The organism is Nesterenkonia salmonea, from assembly GCF_005771525.1.
Classification (GTDB): domain Bacteria; phylum Actinomycetota; class Actinomycetes; order Actinomycetales; family Micrococcaceae; genus Nesterenkonia; species Nesterenkonia salmonea.
Genome location: NZ_VAVZ01000013.1, coordinates 1 through 21,381 on the forward strand (window position 1 = coordinate 1; position 21,381 = coordinate 21,381).

General features: G+C 61.0%; 18 protein-coding genes. 17 read left to right on the plus strand and 1 reads right to left on the minus strand.

The window, feature by feature from the left end; all coding sequences use genetic code 11:
* Positions 1-697, plus strand: a 697-nt coding sequence (locus FEF26_RS06090; protein WP_138252655.1) for an ABC transporter permease, incomplete at its 5' end; no start/stop codon positions are given.
* Complete coding sequence (locus FEF26_RS06095; RefSeq protein WP_138252656.1) at positions 691-1,641, plus strand: carbohydrate ABC transporter permease; 951 nt, start codon at positions 691-693, stop codon at positions 1,639-1,641. The genes FEF26_RS06090 and FEF26_RS06095, both read left to right, overlap by 7 nt.
* A gap of 36 nt (positions 1,642-1,677) precedes the next feature.
* On the opposite strand, the gene FEF26_RS15900 is transcribed toward FEF26_RS06095, so the two are convergent.
* The gene (locus FEF26_RS15900; protein ID WP_208012851.1) at positions 1,678-2,067 is read right to left on the minus strand and encodes a cytochrome b5 domain-containing protein; all 390 of its coding nucleotides are present in this window, start codon (positions 2,065-2,067) and stop codon (positions 1,678-1,680) included.
* Between the two features lie 264 nt (positions 2,068-2,331).
* Here FEF26_RS15900 and FEF26_RS06105 point away from each other — a divergent pair, with 264 nt between their 5' ends.
* The 15 genes from FEF26_RS06105 to arfA all read left to right on the plus strand — a co-directional run bounded on the left by FEF26_RS06105 (position 2,332) and on the right by arfA (position 21,357).
* Positions 2,332-3,861: a glycoside hydrolase family 43 protein gene (locus FEF26_RS06105; protein ID WP_138252657.1), complete on the plus strand. Its 1,530-nt coding sequence runs from the start codon at positions 2,332-2,334 to the stop codon at positions 3,859-3,861.
* A 33-nt stretch (positions 3,862-3,894) separates the two neighbouring features.
* A complete protein-coding gene (araB, locus tag FEF26_RS06110) occupies positions 3,895-5,574 on the plus strand; it encodes a ribulokinase (protein WP_138252658.1) in 1,680 nt (559 codons plus the stop codon).
* Complete coding sequence (locus FEF26_RS06115) at positions 5,571-6,299, plus strand: L-ribulose-5-phosphate 4-epimerase (RefSeq protein ID WP_138252659.1); 729 nt, start codon at positions 5,571-5,573, stop codon at positions 6,297-6,299. The genes araB and FEF26_RS06115 overlap by 4 nt, the downstream gene beginning before the upstream one ends.
* On the plus strand, positions 6,296-7,813 hold the full coding sequence (gene araA, locus FEF26_RS06120; protein WP_138252660.1) for an L-arabinose isomerase: 1,518 nt from the start codon (positions 6,296-6,298) through the stop codon (positions 7,811-7,813). The genes FEF26_RS06115 and araA overlap by 4 nt, the downstream gene beginning before the upstream one ends.
* A 130-nt stretch (positions 7,814-7,943) precedes the next feature.
* Complete coding sequence (locus FEF26_RS06125; protein ID WP_243730444.1) at positions 7,944-8,777, plus strand: DeoR/GlpR family DNA-binding transcription regulator; 834 nt, start codon at positions 7,944-7,946, stop codon at positions 8,775-8,777.
* Positions 8,774-9,925, plus strand: a complete 1,152-nt coding sequence (galT, locus tag FEF26_RS06130) for a galactose-1-phosphate uridylyltransferase (RefSeq protein WP_138252661.1) — start codon at positions 8,774-8,776, stop codon at positions 9,923-9,925. Before FEF26_RS06125 ends, galT begins: the two co-directional genes overlap by 4 nt.
* Complete coding sequence (gene galK, locus FEF26_RS16065; RefSeq protein WP_138252662.1) at positions 9,922-12,351, plus strand: galactokinase; 2,430 nt, start codon at positions 9,922-9,924, stop codon at positions 12,349-12,351. Before galT ends, galK begins: the two co-directional genes overlap by 4 nt.
* Before the next feature lie 12 nt (positions 12,352-12,363).
* The gene (locus tag FEF26_RS06140) at positions 12,364-13,539 is read left to right on the plus strand and encodes a Gfo/Idh/MocA family protein (protein WP_138252663.1); all 1,176 of its coding nucleotides are present in this window, start codon (positions 12,364-12,366) and stop codon (positions 13,537-13,539) included.
* Positions 13,540-13,573: 34 nt separating this feature from the next.
* Positions 13,574-14,266 carry a ThuA domain-containing protein gene (locus FEF26_RS06145; RefSeq protein ID WP_138252664.1) on the plus strand — a complete coding sequence of 231 codons (693 nt, stop codon included), beginning with the start codon at positions 13,574-13,576 and terminating at the stop codon, positions 14,264-14,266.
* A 29-nt stretch (positions 14,267-14,295) separates the two neighbouring features.
* Positions 14,296-15,363 (plus strand): Gfo/Idh/MocA family protein, encoded by a 1,068-nt coding sequence (locus FEF26_RS06150; RefSeq protein ID WP_243730445.1) that lies wholly within the window; start codon positions 14,296-14,298, stop codon positions 15,361-15,363.
* A gap of 28 nt (positions 15,364-15,391) precedes the next feature.
* Positions 15,392-16,447, plus strand: coding sequence for a LacI family DNA-binding transcriptional regulator (locus tag FEF26_RS06155; protein WP_138252665.1), 1,056 nt, complete (start codon positions 15,392-15,394; stop codon positions 16,445-16,447).
* A 121-nt stretch (positions 16,448-16,568) separates the two neighbouring features.
* On the plus strand, positions 16,569-17,888 hold the full coding sequence (locus FEF26_RS06160) for an extracellular solute-binding protein (RefSeq protein ID WP_138252666.1): 1,320 nt from the start codon (positions 16,569-16,571) through the stop codon (positions 17,886-17,888).
* A gap of 3 nt (positions 17,889-17,891) precedes the next feature.
* Entirely contained in the window at positions 17,892-18,854 is a 963-nt protein-coding gene (locus FEF26_RS06165; RefSeq protein WP_138252667.1) for a carbohydrate ABC transporter permease, read from the plus strand.
* The gene (locus FEF26_RS06170) at positions 18,851-19,753 is read left to right on the plus strand and encodes a carbohydrate ABC transporter permease (protein WP_138252668.1); all 903 of its coding nucleotides are present in this window, start codon (positions 18,851-18,853) and stop codon (positions 19,751-19,753) included. Before FEF26_RS06165 ends, FEF26_RS06170 begins: the two co-directional genes overlap by 4 nt.
* Positions 19,754-19,821: 68 nt before the next feature.
* Positions 19,822-21,357, plus strand: coding sequence for an arabinosylfuranosidase ArfA (gene arfA, locus FEF26_RS06175; protein ID WP_138252669.1), 1,536 nt, complete (start codon positions 19,822-19,824; stop codon positions 21,355-21,357).
* The last annotated feature ends 24 nt before the right edge of the window (positions 21,358-21,381 follow it).

Genomic DNA, 21,381 nt, shown 5'->3' on the forward strand with positions numbered 1-21,381 from the left:
CTACCCGGTCACCGGAACGCCGCTTCCAACTACGCAGACTATTGCTTCCAACTCCGGCTATCCGCCAATTGTGTTGGCGTTGATGTTCAATGAGCTGCGCTCGAACACGTTTAAACGCATCGCCCAATCGATCAGCTATCTCCCGCATTTCATGTCGATTGTGATTGTGGCGGGCATGGTCATCCAGCTCACCAGTTTGAATGGGACCATCAACCAAGTCATCGGGGTCTTCGGTGGTGACGCGGTGCCGTTTATGCAGCTACCAGAATGGTTCCGCACCGTCTATGTCACCTCTGAGGTCTGGCAGACCGTCGGATGGGGCACCATCCTCTACCTCGCGGCGTTGACCACGATCGATCCTCAGCTCTATGAAGCAGCCCGGATCGATGGCGCGAACCGGTGGCAACAGATGTGGCATGTCACCATCCCAGGACTACTGCCCACCATGGTGGTGCTGCTGGTACTCAACGTCGGCACCTTCATGGCTGTCGGGTTTGAGAAAGTACTGCTGCTCTATAGCCCGCTGACCTACGCCACAGCAGACATCATCGCGACCTATGTCTACCGGGTAGGGATCACCTCATCGAACTTCTCCTACGCGACCGCGATCGGTCTCTTCGAAGCGATTATCGGTCTGATCCTGATCCTGTCCGCTAACTACGCAGCACGCAGAATGACGGGGACCTCACTATGGTGACCATCGCCGCTGAACCAGGGACGAAACCCTCGAAGAAAACAACCTTCGACGCCCGCCCCACGAAGACCACCGCGATCCAAGACTCAAAGTCTTATACCGCGTTCCGGATCTTCAACGCCACCGCGATCATCCTGATCTGCGCAGTGACCCTCTACCCGTTTCTGAATATCGTCGCTCAGTCGTTTTCCTCGGAAGGGTTCATCAACGCCGGGCAAGTCAACCTCATCCCGCGGGGATTCAACATCACCACCTTCGAAGTGGTCATGTCCGACCCCATGTTCTGGCGTAACTACGCCAACACCGTCATCTACACCGTGGTCGCGACCCTGATCGCGATGATCCTCACCACCACCCTGGCCTACGCACTCAGTAAGAAATACCTCAAAGGCCGGACCTTCTTCATCGGTGTGGCAGTGTTCACCATGTTCTTCAACGGTGGACTGATCCCGAACTACGTGCTGATCAACACCCTCGGAATGACCAACACCATCTGGGCGATCGTGCTACCGAACGCGATCAGCATCTTCAACCTGCTAGTGATGAAAGCATTCTTCGAAAACTTCTCCACCGAATTAGAAGAAGCCGCCTCCATCGACGGACTCACCACCTACGGCATCCTCTGGCGGGTAGTCATCCCACTATCAAAGGCCGTGATCGCGACCATGGTCCTGTTCTACGCCGTCCAATTCTGGAACGCATGGTTCCAAGCCTTCCTCTACCTCGACCGGCGAGAACTCTACCCCGTGACCGTCTACCTCAGAAACCTCCTCGCAGGAGCCACCGGCACCGAACAACTCGGCGGCGAATCAGCAGAATCCACCCAAATCGCCTCCAACGTCCGAGCCGTCACCATGCTCCTGACCACACTACCCATCATCTGCCTCTACCCCTTCCTCCAAAAATACTTCGTACGAGGCATCATGCTCGGATCCGTCAAACAGTAGGAGGGCAATCGGTCCTGCCGAATAAGGTTGGTCGAGTCAGTCTGACAACACTCCGATCTCGAATTCTGAAAGCTGCTCCTCAGGATTCTCTTGACCGCCGTGCTGGGCGTCGAACGCTTCAGAGGCATCCGTCCCGCAGAGTTGCTCGATGCGTGCTCCGCCGCCGGGATGCTCATCGATCCAGGCAGTGAGGTCATAGACAGCTCCGTCCATCACTGCCCAGCAAGAATCCGGCGCATCATTGTCTTCGACTTCAGCCATGGTGAATGTGTCTGAGTCCGAGGTCTGCTGTGGCTCTTCTGCGACGCCCTCTTCGGGGGCCTGCTCCGGACTGCAGGCGATCAGTGAGAGACAAGCGACCAGTGCGGAAAACGTCGCAGCTGTTCTGCGTGGGGCACTGCGACGGTGGGTGCTGGCTATCGACAAAGATCCTCCTCGATGGTGCGGAATCGATGCACCACGATTCACGTGAATGCACGCCGCCAGTCTACGGAAGTGTCTCAGCAGGGAGGAGCTCGTGAGTCGAGCACCGGGACAATTGACAAAACGTCCTATGTGAACGTTAACATTACAGTGGTGCACATCACGTATATGGTGTCGTTCGCGGGGAGAGGGACCGAATTATGAACGGTATGGCCTTCGACCCAGGCGTCCAGCACCAGCCTTGACCACCTGATGAGAGACGAGTGCATGGCTTACGCAGAGAACCCCATCCTGCCCGGGTGCTATCCCGATCCGAGCATCTGCCGGGACGGGGAGTACTACTACCTGGCTACCTCAACATTCGAGGTGTTTCCCGCTCTGCCGCTTTTCCGCAGCAGCGACCTGGTGAACTGGGAGCAGATCGGGCACGCCATCGATCGTCCCGACCAGATGAGTTTTGAGGGAATCAAGAGCTCCCAGGGAATATTCGCACCCACCATCCGCCACCACGAAGGTGTTTTCTACCTCGTGTGCACTCATGTCGGAACGCCCGAGGGAACACCGGGTGGTAATTTCCTCATCACCGCGACCGACCCGGCAGGGCCATGGTCCGATCCGATCTGGTTGGATGCCGACGGAATCGATCCTTCCATCTTCTTCGACACTGACGGCAAAGTGTGGCTACACGGGACCCGTTTGGCCGAAGCCCCAGAATGGCGCCAGCAGACCGAGGTGTGGCTGCGAGAGTACGATCGCGTTCACAAAGTCCTCCGAGGCCCAGAAACCGTTATCTGGACTGGCGCGCTCAAAGGAGGCATCTGGGCGGAGGCACCGCACATCTTCCGCAAAGACGGAGAGTACTTCCTCCTCGCAGCAGAGGGTGGCACGGCGCACCACCACTCCGTCATGATCGCTAAGTCTGACACCATCACCGGTCCCTACAGAGGCAATCCCGGCAACCCCATCCTCACGCACCGGCATCTGGGCCGTCAGAGCGACGTCGTAGGCGCCGGGCACGCAGATCTGGTCGAAGCCCCCGACGGCACATGGTGGGCAGTCCTACTCGCTATGCGCACCTACGGGGGCTACCACTACAACCTCGGAAGGGAGACCTTTCTGGTGCCCGTGGTCTGGGAGGACGGCTGGCCGGTCTTTGCTCCCGGCGAAGGCCGAGTGCCTCAGCGGGTTCACGTGCCTGACGCAGAAGTACAGGACTCTTCGCACCCATCGCCTGGCGTGATCCCGCCCAATGACCAGCGCTGGACAGCGCTGCGTGGACCCATTGAGTCCTTTGCTGAGCCCTCAGGTCAAGGGTGGAATCTGGCCGTGAGTGCCACCACCATTACCGAACCCTCCACTCCATCGTTCCTGGGGGTCCGTCAGCAGCATATGGACGTGGATGTCACTGCAGAGCTTTCGCTGGAGGGGCTCGCGGTGGGGGAGAGGGTCGGCCTCCTGATCCGCCAGTCAGAGGACGATCACGCCACACTCGACATCCGTCGCGAACACCATGGCGATACCGCGCGCCTGACACACCGTCGGGCCGGTCACGACACCATCCTGCGCGAAGAGCCAGTCGACGCCTCGCCCGAGGTGACGCTGAGACTGACGGCACGCGGTCAGGACTACCGGCTGGTGGTCAACGGCACATCGATCGGAAGTATCGACGGCCGCTCCTTGGACACTGTCTCGACAGGCGGGTTCCTCGGTCTCTGGATAGGCGTCTTCGCCACAAGTGACGGAGCAGCGACAGAGTCGACGGTGACGCTGAACACCTTCGACTACACACCACGATGACATCCCGGAGAGAAAGCGAACTAGAGGTAAAAGATGGCTGACGACGCCGTGACAATCGGAGTGGACTACGGAACACTCTCCGGCCGCGCCCTCGTGGTGCGGGTACGGGACGGGGCAGAGCTGGGAACGGCAGTGCACCCCTATGAGCATGCGGTGATGGACACTGTTCTCTCTGCCCATCGGGATGAACAGCTTCCGCCTGACTGGGCCCTTCAAGTTCCGCAGGACTACATCAACGTCCTCAAACATGCTGTACCCGCCGCGTTGGCAGAGGCAGGTGTGTCACCACACCAGGTGGTGGGAATCGGCACCGACTTCACTGCGTGCACCATGATTCCAGTGCTCAAAGACGGCACGCCTTTGAATGAGCTCCCTCATTTCGCTGATCGCCCCCACGCCTACGTCAAGCTCTGGAAGCATCACGCCGCCCAGGGCCAGGCCGACCGCCTCAACGAGCTTGCTCATCAGCGTGGAGAAGGGTGGATCCGACGCTACGGCGGTTTCATCTCCTCTGAGTGGGAGTTCGCCAAGGGCCTTCAACTACTTGAAGAGGATCCAGAGATTTATGCAGTGATGGACCACTGGGTTGAGGCGGCAGACTGGATCGTCTGGCAGCTGACCGGGCGGTACACCAAAAACGCCTGCACTGCTGGTTACAAGGCCATTTACCAGGATGGCGCCTATCCCTCGCCAGAATTCCTCGCAGAACTGAATCCCGAGTTCGCAGAGTTCGTCCAGGACAAAGTGGATCACCCGATTGCACCCCTCGGAGGACATGCCGGGTCGTTGACCACCGAGGCCGCCCAGTGGACAGGGCTGCCGGAGGGCATTGCAGTAGCGGTGGGCAACGTGGACGCACACGTCACCGCTCCGGCTGCCAACGCGGTCGAACCGGGTCAGATGGTAGCGATTATGGGAACCTCGACGTGTCATGTCATGAACGGCGAAAGGCTCAGCGAAGTCCCCGGAATGTGCGGGGCCGTTGATGGGGGCATCACCGAAGGGCTGTGGGGATACGAAGCAGGGCAGTCCGGAGTCGGTGACATCTTCGCCTGGTACGTCAAGAACCAAGTCCCCCACGATTACGCCCAGGAAGCCCAGAATGCGGAGCTCAGCCTGCATGAGCTGTTGACCCTCAAGTCCCAAGACCAGCCGGTCGGGGGTCATGGGCTCATTGCCTTGGACTGGCACTCGGGGAACCGCTCGGTCCTAGTTGACCATGAACTCTCAGGTCTGGTGGTAGGGCAAACGCTGGCCACCGCACCCGAAGACATCTACCGGGCACTTCTCGAGGCCACCGCGTTCGGGACCCGAACCATCATTGAAGCGTTCAACGACTCAGGGGTGCCCGTCCGTGAACTTGTCGTTGCGGGAGGCCTGCTGAAGAACACCTTCCTGATGCAGACCTACGCCGACGTCACCAACCTGCCCATCTCCACCATCACCTCCGACCAAGGCCCCGCCCTCGGCTCGGCCATTCACGCCGCGGTGGCCGCCGGTGTCTACGAAGATGTCCGAGCAGCAGGACGCGTCATGGGAGGACGCACCTCTGACGCGTACACCCCAGACCCCGAGCGAGTTGAGCAGTACAACGCGCTCTATGCCGAGTACAAGCGGCTGCACGACTACTTCGGCCGCGGAGACAACGACATCATGCGCCGCCTGAAGGCAATTCGCCGCCAGGCCTACGCTCAGGAGGCACACACATCATGACCATCAGACTTGCCGGTCTTCCGGAAGCGGATCAAGACCGCATTGGCCGAACGCGAGCCAGCGTGGCGGCCCTCCATGCTGAGCTGCCCCGCAACGAGCTGGTGGTCTGGACTGCAGGAAATGTGTCGGAAAAGGTCCCGGAACTCACGTCGGGTCACCAACTGTTCGTTATTAAACCGTCAGGGGTCTCCTATGACGAATTGAGTGCGGAGAACATGGTGGTCTGTACTCTCGACGGGCAGAAGATCGACGACGGCACAGCGGACTCGCTCACCCCCTCGTCAGACACTGCGGCTCATGCCTACGTTTATCGGCATATGGATCATGTGGGGGGAGTGGTCCACACCCACTCCACCTTCGCGACCGCGTGGGCAGCTCGTGCTGAACCGATTCCCTGTGTTCTGACCATGATGGCTGACGAATTCGGCGGTGACGTCCCGGTCGGGCCCTTCGCGCTAATCGGCGATGACTCGATAGGTCAGGGCATCGTCGAAACGCTCCGTGAATCCCGATCCAAAGCCGTACTGATGGAACGCCACGGCCCCTTCACTATCGGGGCAGATGCCAAGGCTGCGGTCAAGGCGGCCGTGATGTGCGAAGAAGTAGCACGCACCGTCCACTACGCGCGGGCCTACGGTGACCCCGTGCGCATCGACCAGGCGCAGATCGATTCACTCTACGCCCGCTACCAGAATGTCTACGGCCAGAAAGGCAACACAGCGTGAGCGCACTTCAGTCACCATTCGAGGGCAAGAGCATCTGGTTCCTCACCGGGTCGCAAGACCTCTACGGCGATGAAACCCTTCAACAGGTGGCTGAGCAGTCTGCGTCCGTCGCTGGCATGCTCGACCAGTCGGGGGATATTGCCGCTGACATCGTGTGGAAGCCGGTGCTCAAAGAGCGTGACTCGATCCACCGTGCGGCGTTGGACGCGAACTCCGACCCAGACTGCCTAGGCGTCATCGTATGGATGCACACCTTTTCTCCCGCCAAGATGTGGATCAACGGTCTGGCAGCTCTCACCAAGCCGATGCTCCATTTCCACACGCAGGCTGAGGCCGCGCTGCCGTGGGACGAGATCGACATGGACTTCATGAACCTCAATCAGGCCGCTCACGGTGACAGGGAGTTCGCCTACATGGCCACGCGTATGGCCACCGCACGCACTACGGTCGTCGGACACGCCAGCGACCCGCGGGTACAGCATAAGATCAGCACCTGGGTTCGCGCCGCCGCAGGGTGGCAGGCTCTGCGAAGCATGAGGCTGTGCCGGTTCGGTGACAATATGCGCAATGTGGCCGCCACCGAGGGGGACAAGACGGAGGCGGAAATTCGTCTTGGCGCCTCGGTGAACACGTGGGCTGTGAATGACCTAGTTGAGCGCGTCGAGTCGATTGACGATGCGGACGTGCAGCAGCTCCTCACAGAGTATGACACCACCTACGACGTGGCCGAAGAATTGAGACCCGGTGGCGAGCGGCGTGACTCGTTGGTCTATGCGGCACGCCAGGAGCTGGGGATGCGCTCATTCCTCACCGAAGGCGGGTTCACGGCTTTCACCACAAACTTCGAAGACCTCGGAGGGCTGCGACAGCTGCCCGGTTTGGCCGTGCAACGGCTTATGGCCGACGGCTACGGTTTCGGCGCTGAGGGAGATTGGAAGACCGCGCTCCTGGTTCGTGCGGCCAAGGTCATGGGTCATGGTTTGCCAGGCGGCGCCTCCCTGATGGAGGACTACACCTATGAGATGACCCCGGGCAAGGAGAAGATCCTAGGCGCACACATGCTGGAAATATGTCCCAGTCTCACCACCGAGGTCCCACGGATCGAAGTTCACCCGCTGGGGATCGGCGACCGAGAAGACCCAGTCCGCATGGTCTTTGACACAGACACTGGCAGTGGCGTCGTCGTTGCCATGTCTGATATGCGGGAGCGGTTCCGGTTCACGGCCAACGTCGTCGACATCGTTCCCCCCGATGCTCCCCTTCCGCGGTTGCCGGTCGCACGCGCCGTATGGGAACCACGGCCGGATTTTGCCACCAGTGCAGAATGTTGGCTCACTGCTGGGGCCGCACACCACACAGTCCTCACCACAGCACTCGGCCTGGAGGCATTCGAGAGTCTTGCCGAGATCGCAGGCGTCGAACTGGCCACAATCGACGCCGGGACCACCACGCGCGGATTCGCCCGCGAACTGCGATGGAACGCCGCCTACTACCGCTTGGCGCAAGGGCTCTAACTCGTCAACGCTAGCGACTCCCCGGAGATCGGGAACTTTGCAAACCAGGTCTGGGATTACGGCGGGCCGAAGTGTTGATTCATGGTGATGATTGATGGAAATTGTTGAAATTGTGTGATGTGATGAGGCAGTGATCACTTCAGACCGCATGCTGGCCGCAGAGCGCCAATCTCACATCATGGATATGTTGCGCACCCAGGGTGCAGTGCGGGTAGCCGACCTCGTGGACTCCATGGGCGTTTCAGACATGACCATTCGTCGCGACCTTGACTCGCTCGCCGCCGAAGGGGCTCTCACCAAGGTTCACGGTGGGGCGGTGTCTCGTGTCACGAGGAGCACTGCGGAGCCGGGCTTCCAGGCCAAATCGGATCAGATGGAACTGGAGAAGATGGCCATAGCTGAGTCCGCAGCGCGCCGAATCGAAGCGGGTATGTCCGTGGTTCTTTCCGCAGGCACCACGACGTGGCATCTGGCGCAACAGCTCAGAGACATCGCCGACCTTACGATCATCACCAACTCGCCGCCGATATCGGACATCTTCCACGCCCAGCCTCGGCTCGACCGCACGGTCATCCTCACCGGTGGAATCAGGACGCCGTCGGACGCGCTGGTCGGACCCACGGCCACCGCAGCGCTCCAGACGATGCACGCAGATGTGGCGTTCCTCGGGGCGCACGGGATGAGTTCCCAGGCGGGATTCACCACACCGAACTACTGGGAGGCTGAGACGAACCGGGCGCTCATGGCAGCTGCGCAGCAGCGCATCATTGTGACTGACCACTCCAAATGGGGTGTTGTCGGCGTCATGACCTTCGCGCACCTGCAGGGTGTGGAAACGGTCATCTGCGATCACCGGCTCTCAGATGAGGCGCAGCAACACCTGCAGGACACTGTCCCGGAACTTCACCTAGCGCGGCCGGACGCACAGCACTCATCAGACCAGACTCACCGAGAGACCTCATGAACAGAACAGCAGCACACCTGGCCGACGGCCGTGACATCTTCTTCTTCGACGACGCACCCCGGAATCGTCAGGTCCGGGACCCCCGTGACATTGCCCGAACAACGGGCGCATCGGAGCTTCGCTACGATCCCTTCCTCGATGAATGGGTGGCAGTGGCCGCCGCACGGCAGCACCGTACGCATCTGCCCAGCACCGATCAGTGCCCACTCTGCCCGTCCACAGAGTCCCGAGCGACAGAGATTCCCCAGGACGACTATGACGTGGTCGTTTTTGAAAATCGGTTCCCGTCTTTCTCCGGAGGTGGGGCGCTAGCACCCCACCTGGCCGGCGATGCGCTGGCGGCTTTCGGGACGAAGGATGGCGACCTCGCTGACATACGCCATCCGGGGGCTGGGCGGTGTGAGGTCGTGTGCTTCACCCCTGACCACGGGACCTCGCTCGCCCAACTCTCCGCTCGCCGAATCGAGACTGTGGTGGAGGCCTGGGCTGACCGAACGCAGGACCTGTATGCCACCGGTCAGGTGGATCAGGTCTACTGCTTTGAAAACCGCGGCGAAGAGATCGGCGTGACACTCCACCACCCACATGGTCAGATCTATGGCTATCCCTTCGCCACGCCTCGGACGCGCACCATGTTGAGCCAGGCCCGGCGGTTTCGCGCCGCCACGGGTCTGGATTTGTTCGCGGAGACGCTGCGGGCTGAGCAGCACGCCGCAGAACATTCAGCAACTGGGCGCGTGATCCTCAGCACTGATCACTGGACGGCATTCGTCCCCTCCTGGGCGCGCTGGCCGGTCGAGATCCACATCTACCCACACCGGGCGGTGCGCAGTCTGCCGGAGCTGAGCCCTGCGGAACGCCGCGACTTCGCTCGCCTCTACCTCCAGGTCCTCGGTGCTGGGGACGCACTGTTCGCCACCCCCCTTCCCTATATCTCGGGCTGGCACCAGGCCCCCCTCTCTGCGCCCGAGACCGACTTTCGGCTGCACCTGCAGCTCTTCTCCATCCGTCGGGCGGACAACAAACTGAAGTACTTGGCAGGTTCGGAGTCTGGAATGGGAGTGTTCATCAACGACATCCCGCCTGAGGAGATGGCACAGCGGCTCAGGGACTCCCTCGCAGAAAAAGGCCAGGGCGGCGGCGAATGAAACGGAACAAGACCGAGGACCTCAGGGCCGAATTCGTCGAGCGCTTCGGACGTGAGCCTGACGGGATGTGGGCCGCTCCTGGGCGGGTCAACCTGATCGGTGAACATACCGACTACAACGATGGGCTCGTGCTGCCGTTCGCACTGCCGCAGAACACACTCGCCGCGGCGAGCCGGAGATCAGACACCACACTCCGCGTGCACTCGGTCAATGCCGCCGAGTCGGAAGAGTTTGACCTGGCCACCTTGGCTCCGGGAGCCCACCAGGGGTGGTCCAGCTACGTGGCCGGCGTTTTCTGGGCGCTCCACGAGGCGGGATACGCACCGGCGGGCATGGACATCGCTGTCTACACCACGGTGCCTCTGGGAGCGGGTCTATCCTCTTCCGCCGCGTTGGAATGCGCCGTAGCATGCGCGGTGGCAGAGCTTTCCGGCCACCAGATAGCACCGCTGGAGCTGGCCACGATCGCCCAACGGGCCGAGAACGAGTACGTGGGCATGCCCTGTGGGCTGATGGACCAGATGGTCTCGATGGTGGCCCATGAAGGGTATGCGGTCCTTTTCGATACCCGCAGCCAGCAGGTGCAGCACGTGCCGTTCGCAGGGGAGCACGCGGAGATTCTTGTTATCGACACCAAAGCTCCGCACAAGCTGGTGGACGGCGAATACGCCGCTCGCAGGTCCCAATGCGAACAGGCCTCGACAGAGCTTGGTTTGGCCTCATTGCGGGAGCTCAACGACGTCGCCGAGGACGCATTGGACTCAGCTCTATTCCAGCTCAGCGACGATGTTCTGCGGCGCCGGGTTCGACATGTGGTCACCGAAAACCAGCGAGTGCTCGATATGGTCGAGGCGCTGCAGACGGGCAGGCTCGATGCCGTCGGCGCGCTGATGAACGCTTCGCATGCTTCGCTTCGTGACGACTACCAGGTCACCGTGCCAGAGGTGGATCTCGCCCAGCGCATCCTCGTCTCCGCGGGGGCCTACGGGGCTCGTATTACCGGGGGAGGATTCGGCGGATGTGTGATTGCCCTCATCGACGCAGGCACGGGTGAGTTTCTGCAGCACAAGGTGGCAGAGGCCTACGCGGAGGCAGGCTTCACCGCTCCTGAGCACTTCGTCGCGGTGCCGTCCAGTGGGGCACGGCGTGTCAGCTCCGCTCGTAACTGGGCCGGAAACATCGAATACTCAGCGCGCCGAATCGCAGCTCCGCACAGCTATGACGACCTGCGAAGCCTCATCACCTCTGGAGACCGGGTCAAAGCTGTTGGCAGCCGCCACAGCTTCAGCACCGTCGCCGACACAACGGGCGATCTCATCAGCCTGGAAGATCTGCCCCGGGTCTTCGAAATCGACGACAGGGCACACACGGTCACAGTGGATGCCGGTATCCGATACGGAGAGCTGGCACAACGGCTGCAGGAGTCTGGGTGGGCCCTGCAGAACATGGCGTCGTTGCCGCATATCACCGTGGTCGGATCTGTGGCAACGGGCACCCATGGATCAGGGGACCAGGTTCCTGCGCTATCGGCTGCCGTCAACGCGGTGGAGCTGATGCTGGCTGACGGCAGCACCGGTGTGTGGCGCCGCGGTGATCACGACTTCGGCGGCGTCGTCGTCAGCCTGGGAGCATTGGGTGTGGTCACTCGCCTCAGTCTGGACATCGTGCCCAGCTTTGAGCTCCGGCAAGATGTATATGGCGGACTGCAGTGGCAGGCTGTCCTGGAAAACTTCGAGGTCCTCACAGGGTCCGCCTACAGCGTGAGCCTTTTCACCCGGTGGGTGGGAGAGACTTTTGGACACGCCTGGCTGAAGTCAACACAGAACCCGCCAGAAGAACTGCTGGGTACACGCGCGCTGGCCCACGACGTCGGATTGGTCGAGGGTGCGGTAGAAGCGACCACAGCGCAGTCGGGAGTCTGGGGAAGTTGGGATTCTCGCCTGCCGCATTTCAAGCTCCACTTCGCACCCAGCAACGGCGACGAGTTGCAGAGTGAATACCTTCTTCCGCGCGAACAGGCGGTGGAAGCTCTTCGCCGAATACGCTGTCTGGGGTCGCGCATGGAGCCACATCTGTTGCTCAGCGAAGTCCGCACCATGGCGCCGGATGATCAGTGGATGAGTCCTGCCTACGGCCGTCAGACGGTGGGCATCCACTTCACATGGCGTCAGCACCCCACGGAGGTGGCTGCGCTGCTTCCGCTGATCGAAGAGCAGCTCATGCCGCTGGGAGCCCGTCCTCACTGGGGAAAGCTCTTCGCCGCCTCGCAACTGGGCGAGCTTTACCCCAAGTTTTCCGAATTCCGTCGGCTCGCGGCACAGCTTGATCCCGAGGGGCGCTTTCGAAACGCCTACCTCGACCGATTGTTCGCGCACGACGGTGCTGACGGGTATAAGGTTGATCCAGATCACATTCCATCGTTGTAGTCGGGAGTTTGGGTGTCGTCATCAGTTCGAATCGCCGTCATCGGGCACGCCTTTATGTGCAAGGCCCATATTCACGCCTGGCGGACAGCGGGTCGCTTCTTCGACCTGCCTAAAACTCCAGAGGTGACGCTGCTGGTCGGACGGGATGCAGGCCGCGCGGCCATAGCGGCTGAGCGGCTGAACGTCGCAGAGAGCACGGCGGATTGGCGAGCCGCTGTGACCCGAGATGACATCGACGTGGTCGATATTTGCACCCCCGGAGATTCGCACCGCGAGATCGCCGTCGCCGCACTTGCCGCGGGAAAGCATGTGCTGTGTGAGAAGCCCTTGGCGAACTCCGTCGGAGAGGCCGAGGAGATGACCGCCGCGGCTGCGGATGCCGAGGCCAAGGGCATCGCAAGTTTCTGCGGCTTCAGCTACCGACGCACCCCAGGGCTTGCTCTGGCCCGCAAGTTCGTCCAGGAAGGCCGTCTGGGGGAGATCCGGCATGTGCGAGCCCAGTACCTCCAAGATTGGCTTTCTGATGCCAACGCGCCCCTGACCTGGCGGTTGGACAAAGACAAAGCTGGTTCGGGCGCCCTGGGAGACATCGGCGCACATTCCATCGACGCCGCCCAGTGGGTCTCAGGTCAGCGGATCGGGGGAGTCTCCGCTCTTCTTCACACCTTCGTCACCTCGCGTCCTGTTGGAGGTGTCGCCGAAGGATTGGGCGGGGCAGGAGACTTCACGTCAGAGAGAGGCCCGGTCAGCGTTGACGATGCCGCCGCCTTCACCGCGCGTTTTGACGGTGGTGCGGTTGGAGTATTCGAAGCCACCCGCTTCGCGTTGGGCCGCCGAAATGCGAACAGGTTGGAGATCAACGGCAGTAGAGGGTCCATCGCCTTCGACTTCGAGCGGATGAACGAGCTTGAGTATTTCGACGGGCGTGACGACCAGCAATCCCAGGGTTTCCGCAGAATTCACGTCACCGACGCCGTCCACCCCTACACCGACCGCTGGTGGCCGGTCGGCCACGGTCTGGGTTATGGGGATCTGTTCGTCCACCAGGTGGCCGATGTGGTGGCGGCACTGGAAGGCGACCAGCAGGCTCGCCCGCACTTCGCTGATGCTCTGGATGTTCAACGGGTGCTCCAGGCAGTGGAGGCCAGCGCCGAGGACTCCAGCCGGTACACCCCGGTAGCCCGTTGACAGCATCGATAACGCTAACCGCAAGGAGAAACGCGTGAGCAAGAAAGCCATCATCGTCCGCGGAGGCTGGGAAGGCCACCAACCGGTTGAAGCCACAGGCCTATTTCTGCCCTTCCTACGAGACCACGGGTATGACTGCGAGATCTACGAGTCCCCAGCTGTTTACGCCGACGCCGAGACCATGGGCGCGACGGATCTCGTGGTGCAGTGCATGACCATGTCCACCATCGAAAAGGATGAGGTGATGGGCCTTCGAGCTGCTGTGGAGGCAGGAACTGGTCTGGCCGGCTGGCACGGAGGGATCGCCGACTCTTACCGAGCCTCGGATGACTATCTGCAGCTCATCGGAGGTCAGTTCGCCCACCATCCGGCCAAGCATCCGGATGAACGCACCGGCGAACAGTCCGACTACTACATTCCCTACCGTGTGGATATTCGGCCAGAAGCGGCAGACCATCCCATTACCCGGGGCATCGAGAGCTTCGAACTCGTCACCGAACAGTATTGGGTCCTGCATGACCAGCTGATTGATGTGCTGGCCACCACGACCCTTCCGAAACGGGAGTTCGACCCCTGGTCGGGTGAGCACGTGAACCCGGCCGTCTGGACTCGTCGCTGGGGTAAGGGGCGGATTTTCGTCTCCACCCCGGGACACCGGGTAGATGTTCTGGAGCACCCGAGCGTTCGGACCATGATTGAGCGCGGCATGCTGTGGGCGAGTCGATGAACGCGGGGGTCCCTCAGCTGAGGGTGGGGATGGTAGGCGCCGGCAACATCAGCGGCCAGTACCTCTCCACACTCAGTCGACTCGATGACCTTCACCTGACTGCAGTGGCGGACCTTGATCTCGCACGAGCGCAGGAAGTCGCCGCAGCCCACGGCGCCCGAGCCATGGACGTCCAGGAGCTGATCGCCAGCGAATCCGTAGACGTGGTGCTAAACCTCACGATTCCGCGTGCGCATGCAGAGGTTGCTCTGTCCGCGATCGCTGCAGGAAAAGGTGTGTACACCGAAAAGCCGCTCGCGGCCACGGTGGCCGAAGGGCGGTCTATGGTCGAAGCCGCCCGCTCGGCAGGGGTCGTGATCGGTGGTGCGCCGGACACCGTCCTGGGCACCGGCGTCCAGACCGCGCGTGAGGTCATTGACTCTGGCCGTATCGGCGTTCCGCTGAGCGCTACGGCAACGATGATTATCCCCGGCCACGAACGCTGGCATCCCAATCCGGACTTCTACTACCAGCCCGGTGGCGGCCCGCTGTTGGATATGGGGCCGTACTACATCACCTCGCTCATCACACTCCTGGGGTCAGTCGCCCGCGTCGTCGGGGCGTCCAGTGCTCTGCGGACCGAACGCATCATCGGCTCCGGTCCGAGAGCTGGCGAGCGGCTACCGGTGAACACGCCAAGCCACGTCGCAGGCATTCTGATTCATCACTCCGGGGCCATCTCTTCTGTGGTGATGAGTTTCGACGGAGTGGCCACCCACGCGAAGCCACTGGAGATTCACGGCGAGCATGGCTCACTGACCGTTCCGGACCCGAACAACTTTTCTGGGGAAGTGCAGCTTAACCAGGGGACCGACGGCTGGCAGCAGGTACCGGTATCGGCCGGATACAGACACGCGGCGCGCGGCTACGGCCTGGCTGACCTGTTCTGGTCCGGCGCGTTTGACGGCCAACCTGGGGCAGGACGCTCTCAGGGTGAACTTGCACTGCATGTTCTGGAAGTGATGGAGGCAGTCCTGTCGGCAGCCAACTGCGGCCGCAGTGTGGATATCGACTCTCACCCTGATCGGCCCTCACCGGTTCCGCTTGACGAGAGGTGACCAGACTCAGCTCTCGTACAGTAGAACAATGCCCTACCCCATTTCACGTCCTACCATGCGCGACGTCGCTGAACGCGCCGGAGTGTCGCCGAAGACAGTCTCCAACGTCGTGACGGGGACGGTGCCCGTCAGTGAGAAGACAAGAACGCGAGTCGAAGCTGCGATGGTCGAGCTGGACTTCGTCCCCAACCTCAGTGCCCGCGGCCTGCGCAATGGGCGCACAGGGGTCATCGGTTTTGCGTTGCCCGATCTCGCCACTGCTTTCTCAGCGAGCATCGCCCACTCAGTCGTCGAGGCCGCCCACGCGCGCGGTCTCGTCGTCCAGATCGAGGAAACGGCCTTTGAGCCAGCGCGCGAGTACGACTTGGTCTACCGGGCTCGGACCCATCAGATCGATGGACTGATTCTTAACCCTGTACGTCTCGAAGACAGCGTGGTCGACCACGTTCAACACCTTCCGCCTGTGGTGCTGATTGGTGAAGTCGAGCAACACAGCACGGACCGGGTCTTCATCGACAGTCGTCAGGCGGGGCGGACTGCAGCCCAACATCTGATGGAGCAGGGAGCGCGGCGTATTGCCGTCCTGGGCGGAACAACAACCGATATGTTCGCCAAGCAGGCCACGCTGGGCCAGCGCCTCCAGGGGGTGCTCGATGCCTTCAGTGCTGCCCAGGTCAAAGCTGCGCCGGAGCTGCAGGTGGACGTGCGCTGGAGCATCGCTGGCGGGGCCGACGCTATGCGAGAGATCCTTGCCCGCGAGGTGGAATTTGACGCCGTATTTGCCTTTACCGATTCGATCGCCGTGGGAGCACTCCATGTCTTGCACGATTACGGACTGCGGGTGCCGGAGGATGTGCTGGTGATGGGCTTCGACAACGTTGAGCATGCCGCCTACACGTGGCCGCCCCTGACGACCATAGGTTTCGATCACAAGGACTACGTCACTGCAGCACTGGACCTTCTGGCATCCCGTGTAGCCGACCGCAACGCACCGACCCGCGCGGTGGAAGTTGCGCACACCTTGATCCCCCGGAGGAGCACTCAAGGGCCTCCCCGAGGGCATACGCCTCCCGCTTCTCCTTAAGAACTTCCCCAAAGGGGTGTGACGCAGAGCACATTCTGTGTACTCTGGCTAGCAGCATTACATCGATGTAATGGTGTGACTCTCCTCTTTTTCGGTCAGCGCAGCACAAGGTAGGTGTCCCATGAGTCCCCCTCTTGTCAACAGAAGGCAGTTCCTCGGCGGCAGTTTGGCCGCTGCGGGTGCCCTGGCCTTCACCGGATGTGCCCAGACCGGGCCCGCCAACGCCACAACGGTGCAGTTCTGGCATCTGCTCAGCGGTGGCGACGGCATCACTATGGAAGGGCTGATCGACGGCATCAACGCCCAGTACAGCGAATTCTTTGTCCGCCCCACGGTCTTGGCTTGGGGCACTCCGTACTACACGAAACTCTCTATGGCCGGGGCCGGAGGCCGTGCACCGGAACTCGCCATGATGCACGCGGCGCGGGTTCCCGGATACGTTCCAGGCGGTCTGCTCGACCCGTGGGACCTCGAGATGCTTGCCGAACGCGGGGTGAGTGAAGAGATGTTTACCGCGCCCGTGTGGGAATCCAGCGTAGTGGACAACCAGCTCTACAGCGTGGCGCTGGACGCCCATCCCTTCATTGCCCTGTACAACCGTGACATCTGCGAAGCAGCGGGAGCGCTGGACAGTGACGGGCACCTGCAGCGGCCGGATAGCCCCGATGACTTCCTCGAGATGTGCCGCGAGATCGCAGCGGTGACGGGAGGCCGGGCACTCTCCTACGGGTTTCTCGGCGACGGGAATCAGATGTGGCGGCTGTTCTACACGCTGTACTGCCAGCACGGGGTTGAGATGAGTTTCCCGCAAGGCGGCACCGCCGAATTCGATCGAGAAGCCTTTGTATCGTCCCTGGAATTCATGCACCAGATTGCCGATGGGGAAATCGCCGCGCGGCAGGGAACCATCGACTACGCAATCGCAGAGTTCGCTGGGCAGCAGACCGGTATCCACTTCACCGGAGTTTGGGAACTTCCCACCATGCAAGAGGCCGGTGTTCCCGTGGACGCGACTATGATTCCCCCAATCTTCGGGAACGAAGCGGTCTACGCTGACTCCCACTCCTTCGTTCTACCCCACCAGTCCGAACCGGATGATGAAGCTCGCGGTCACGCTTACACCTTTGTTGCAGAACTGCTGAAGAACTCTCTCACCTGGGCCGGTGCCGGCCATATCCCTGCCTACAGGCCGGTCCTTGAGGATCCGGAGTATGCAGAGCTGCTACCGCAGGCCAACTACGCCGATGCAGCCGACTACCTGGTCTATGACCCCACAGCCTGGTTCACCGGATCTGGCTCCAACTTCATCCAAGACTTCGGTCAGATCGTCGGCGGGGCCATTGTCTCTGGAGACGGTTACGACGCCGCGGCCGACGCTTTTCAGGAGCACGTGGACGCGATTCTCTCCAGAGCTAATCCTGCGAACCCGGAGGAGGGGTGAACCATGACCGATGTCGCAGCAGAACGCAGTGCTATCGGCCCGCGTGCCGACGTCGTGCCCGAGGCCCCCGGCACAGGGCCCACTGCCAAAGTGGCACGACGACGGAACCAGCTCATAGCCTGGGCATTCTTGGCCCCCTTCATGGCCGCGTTCGTATTGTTCGTCATATGGCCTCTGATGCACGGGGTGTACTTGTCGATGACTGACCAGTCTTTGACTGGTGCTGGCGGGCGATTCATCGGACTGCAGAACTACACGGAGGCACTGTCGGATCCTGTGGTCTGGTCATCGATAAGAAACACGGTGTGGTTCACCGTCATTTCGACGGTGCCGTTGATCCTTTTTGCTTTGGTGATGGCACTTTTGGTCAACACAGGACTGCCAGGTCAGTGGCTATGGCGGTTGGCGTTCTTCATGCCTTTCCTTCTGGCCTCAACCGTGATCTCCCAGATCTGGATGTGGATCTTCAACCCAGAGCTCGGTGCGGCAAATGAGATTCTGCAACGGTTCGGAATCGAGCCAATCGCCTGGCTGCAGACAGAACATATCGACATCATCTCCATCACCATCGCCACCGTCTGGTGGACAGTCGGATTCAATTTTCTGCTTTATCTCGCCGCTCTACAGAACATTCCTGATCTGCAGTACGAGGCAGCTGCGGTAGACGGGGCCGGACGTTGGCGTCAGTTGTTCTCGATCACGCTGCCGCAGCTCGGTCCCGTGACGGTGGTGGTGGTGATACTGCAGATGCTGGCATCGCTGAAGCTGTTCGATCAGGCCTATCAGATGATGGACGGCGGCTCTTCCGACACATCAAGGCCGATCGTGCAATACATCTTTGAGGCGGGCTTCACCGGTTACCGGTTCGGCTACGCCTCTGCCATCTCCTATATCTTCTTCGCTCTCATCGTCATCGTGGGAATCTTCCAAATGACGGTCCTGTCCCGTCGGAGGGAGAACCGATGAGCACTTCAGTACCAACTATGCCTGAAACCGATGTCACGGTGTCCACCCGGAGGCCGCGCAAACCGGGGGAGAGTCCTTTCAGCGCTGCTCGCGTGGTGGCTTTCATCGCGCTGGTCACCATGGCGCTGCTGTGGCTGCTTCCCATCCTGTGGGCAGTCGCCACAGCGTTCAAAACCGAAACCGATGCCGCATCCGGGGGCCTCAACCCGATCGGTGAATCTGGTCTTACCACCCAGGCGTTTCGCACAGTTCTGGACGAAGGGAATGTCTATATACGGGGGCTGAACAGCCTCTGGACTTCGGCGGTCATCACTATCATCACCGTGGGCATCTCAGCTCTTGCCGCTTATGCGTTTTCTCGCTTGGCCTTTACCGGTCAGAAGGTGCTGTTCATCGCGGTGATCGCCTCCATTATCGTGCCGCCGCAGGCGTTGATCATCCCGCTCTACTACCAGATGCTCACCTTCAACATGGTGGACACCTACTGGGGTCTAATCCTGCCGCAGGTCGTCATGGCCCCGATCGTCTTCATCCTTAAGAAGTTCTTTGATGCCGTACCTATCGAACTGGAAGATGCCGCCCGGGTGGACGGGGCCAGCCGATTGCGAGTCTTCTGGTCCATCGTTCTGCCGCTGTCTCGGCCTATTTTGGGTGCAGTGTCGATCTTCGTGTTCATCCAGGCGTGGAACAACTTTCTCTGGCCGTTCCTAGTCATCAATGACACGTTCCTGATGACCCTCCCGGTGGGTCTGCAGACAGTGATGAGTGCATACGGCATCCAGTACGCGCAAACCATGGCGCAGGCGCTTCTGGCCGCGCTGCCGCTAATTGTGGTGTTCCTCCTCTTTCAGCGTCAGATCGTCAAGGGAGTCGCGACGACCGGATTCGGGGGCCAGTAGACCCGCTCGCAAGCTCCCTTCCCCACCGCCCCAGATCCATCACCGCACAAGCAGTACAAGGAGAAACAGTGCCATCAGCACGCATCGTCATTGACCGCGACTTCCACATCGGGCAGGTACCCCGCAGGATCTTCGGATCCTTCGTCGAACACATGGGTCGCTGTGTCTACACGGGCATCTACGAGCCGGGCCATCCGGAAGCCGATAGCCGTGGTTTTCGCCAAGACGTTTTATCCCTGGTCAAGGAGATGGGACCCACGGTCGTTCGCTATCCCGGAGGCAATTTCGTCTCCGGTTACCGCTGGGAAGACGGGGTAGGCCCAACGCAGGACCGGCCACGACGTCTAGACGGTGCCTGGCACACGATCGAGACCAACACCTTCGGCCTCCACGAATTCGTGGACTGGGCGAAAGCTGCAGACGTCGAAGTGATGGAAGCCATCAACCTCGGCACGCGGGGCGTGGAGGCTGCCAGAGCCCTGGTGGAATACGCCAATCATCCCTCAGGAACATACTGGTCGGATCTGCGCCGAGCCAACGGAGCTGAGGCGCCCTTCGACATCAAGCTGTGGTGCCTGGGCAACGAGCTGGACGGCCCATGGCAGATCGGTCACAAGACAGCCGATGAGTATGGCCGGCTTGCGCAGGAGTCGGCTAAGGCCATGAAACTGGTGGACCCGAGCATTGAACTTGTCGCCGTTGGCTCCTCCAATCGGGGAATGCCAACCTTCGGAACGTGGGAGCACACCGTGCTCAGTCATACCTACGAAGAGGTCGACTACGTCTCCATGCACGCCTACTACCAGGAGCACGACGGCGATGCCGCCAGTTTCTTGGCTGAAGCAGTGGATATGGACGCTTTCATCGACGGAGTGGTTGCTACCATCGACGCAGTCAAGGCCGCTGGAAAGCACACCAAACAGGTCAACATTTCATTCGACGAGTGGAACGTGTGGTACCAACGCGGCCTCGACTCTGAGGACCAGCCGCATCAGGTGGCCAAAGAGTGGAAAACTCATCCGCGACTCATTGAAGATTCCTACTCAGTGACTGACGCGGTGGTCGTCGGGACCCTGCTGCATTCATTGCTGCGTCACGGGGATCGGGTCAAGATCGCCAATCAGGCGCAACTGGTCAATGTCATTGCACCGATCTTGGCGGAGGAAGGCGGACCGGCATGGCGCCAGACCTCCTTCTGGCCATTCGCTCGAATCTCAGAGCTGGCGCGGGGCAACATCATGCAATTGGTCGTGGAGTCTCCTAAAGTTTCGACTGCCAAGTTCGGTGATGTCGACGCTGTGGATGCTGCTGCTACACGGGATGAGGACACCGGGAAGCTCGCGCTCTTCATCGCCAACCGAGGACTTGAGGACGCTACCGAGATCGCCCTGGATCTCCGAGGCATCGCCGCGACCTCTGTGGCCCGTGCAGAGCTTCTCACGGTCCCGGAGGGCGGTGACCGACACACCGCGAACACGCTGCAGGCACAGCAAGCTGTAGGTTTGGTTCCGCTGGATTCAGTACAGATTGACGACGGCGTCGTCACACTTCGGCTGCCAGCGCTGTCTTGGGCCGTTGTGGAGTTGGAGACCTCCCGCACCTGAGGAAGAGGTGGTCACCGCTGGGTT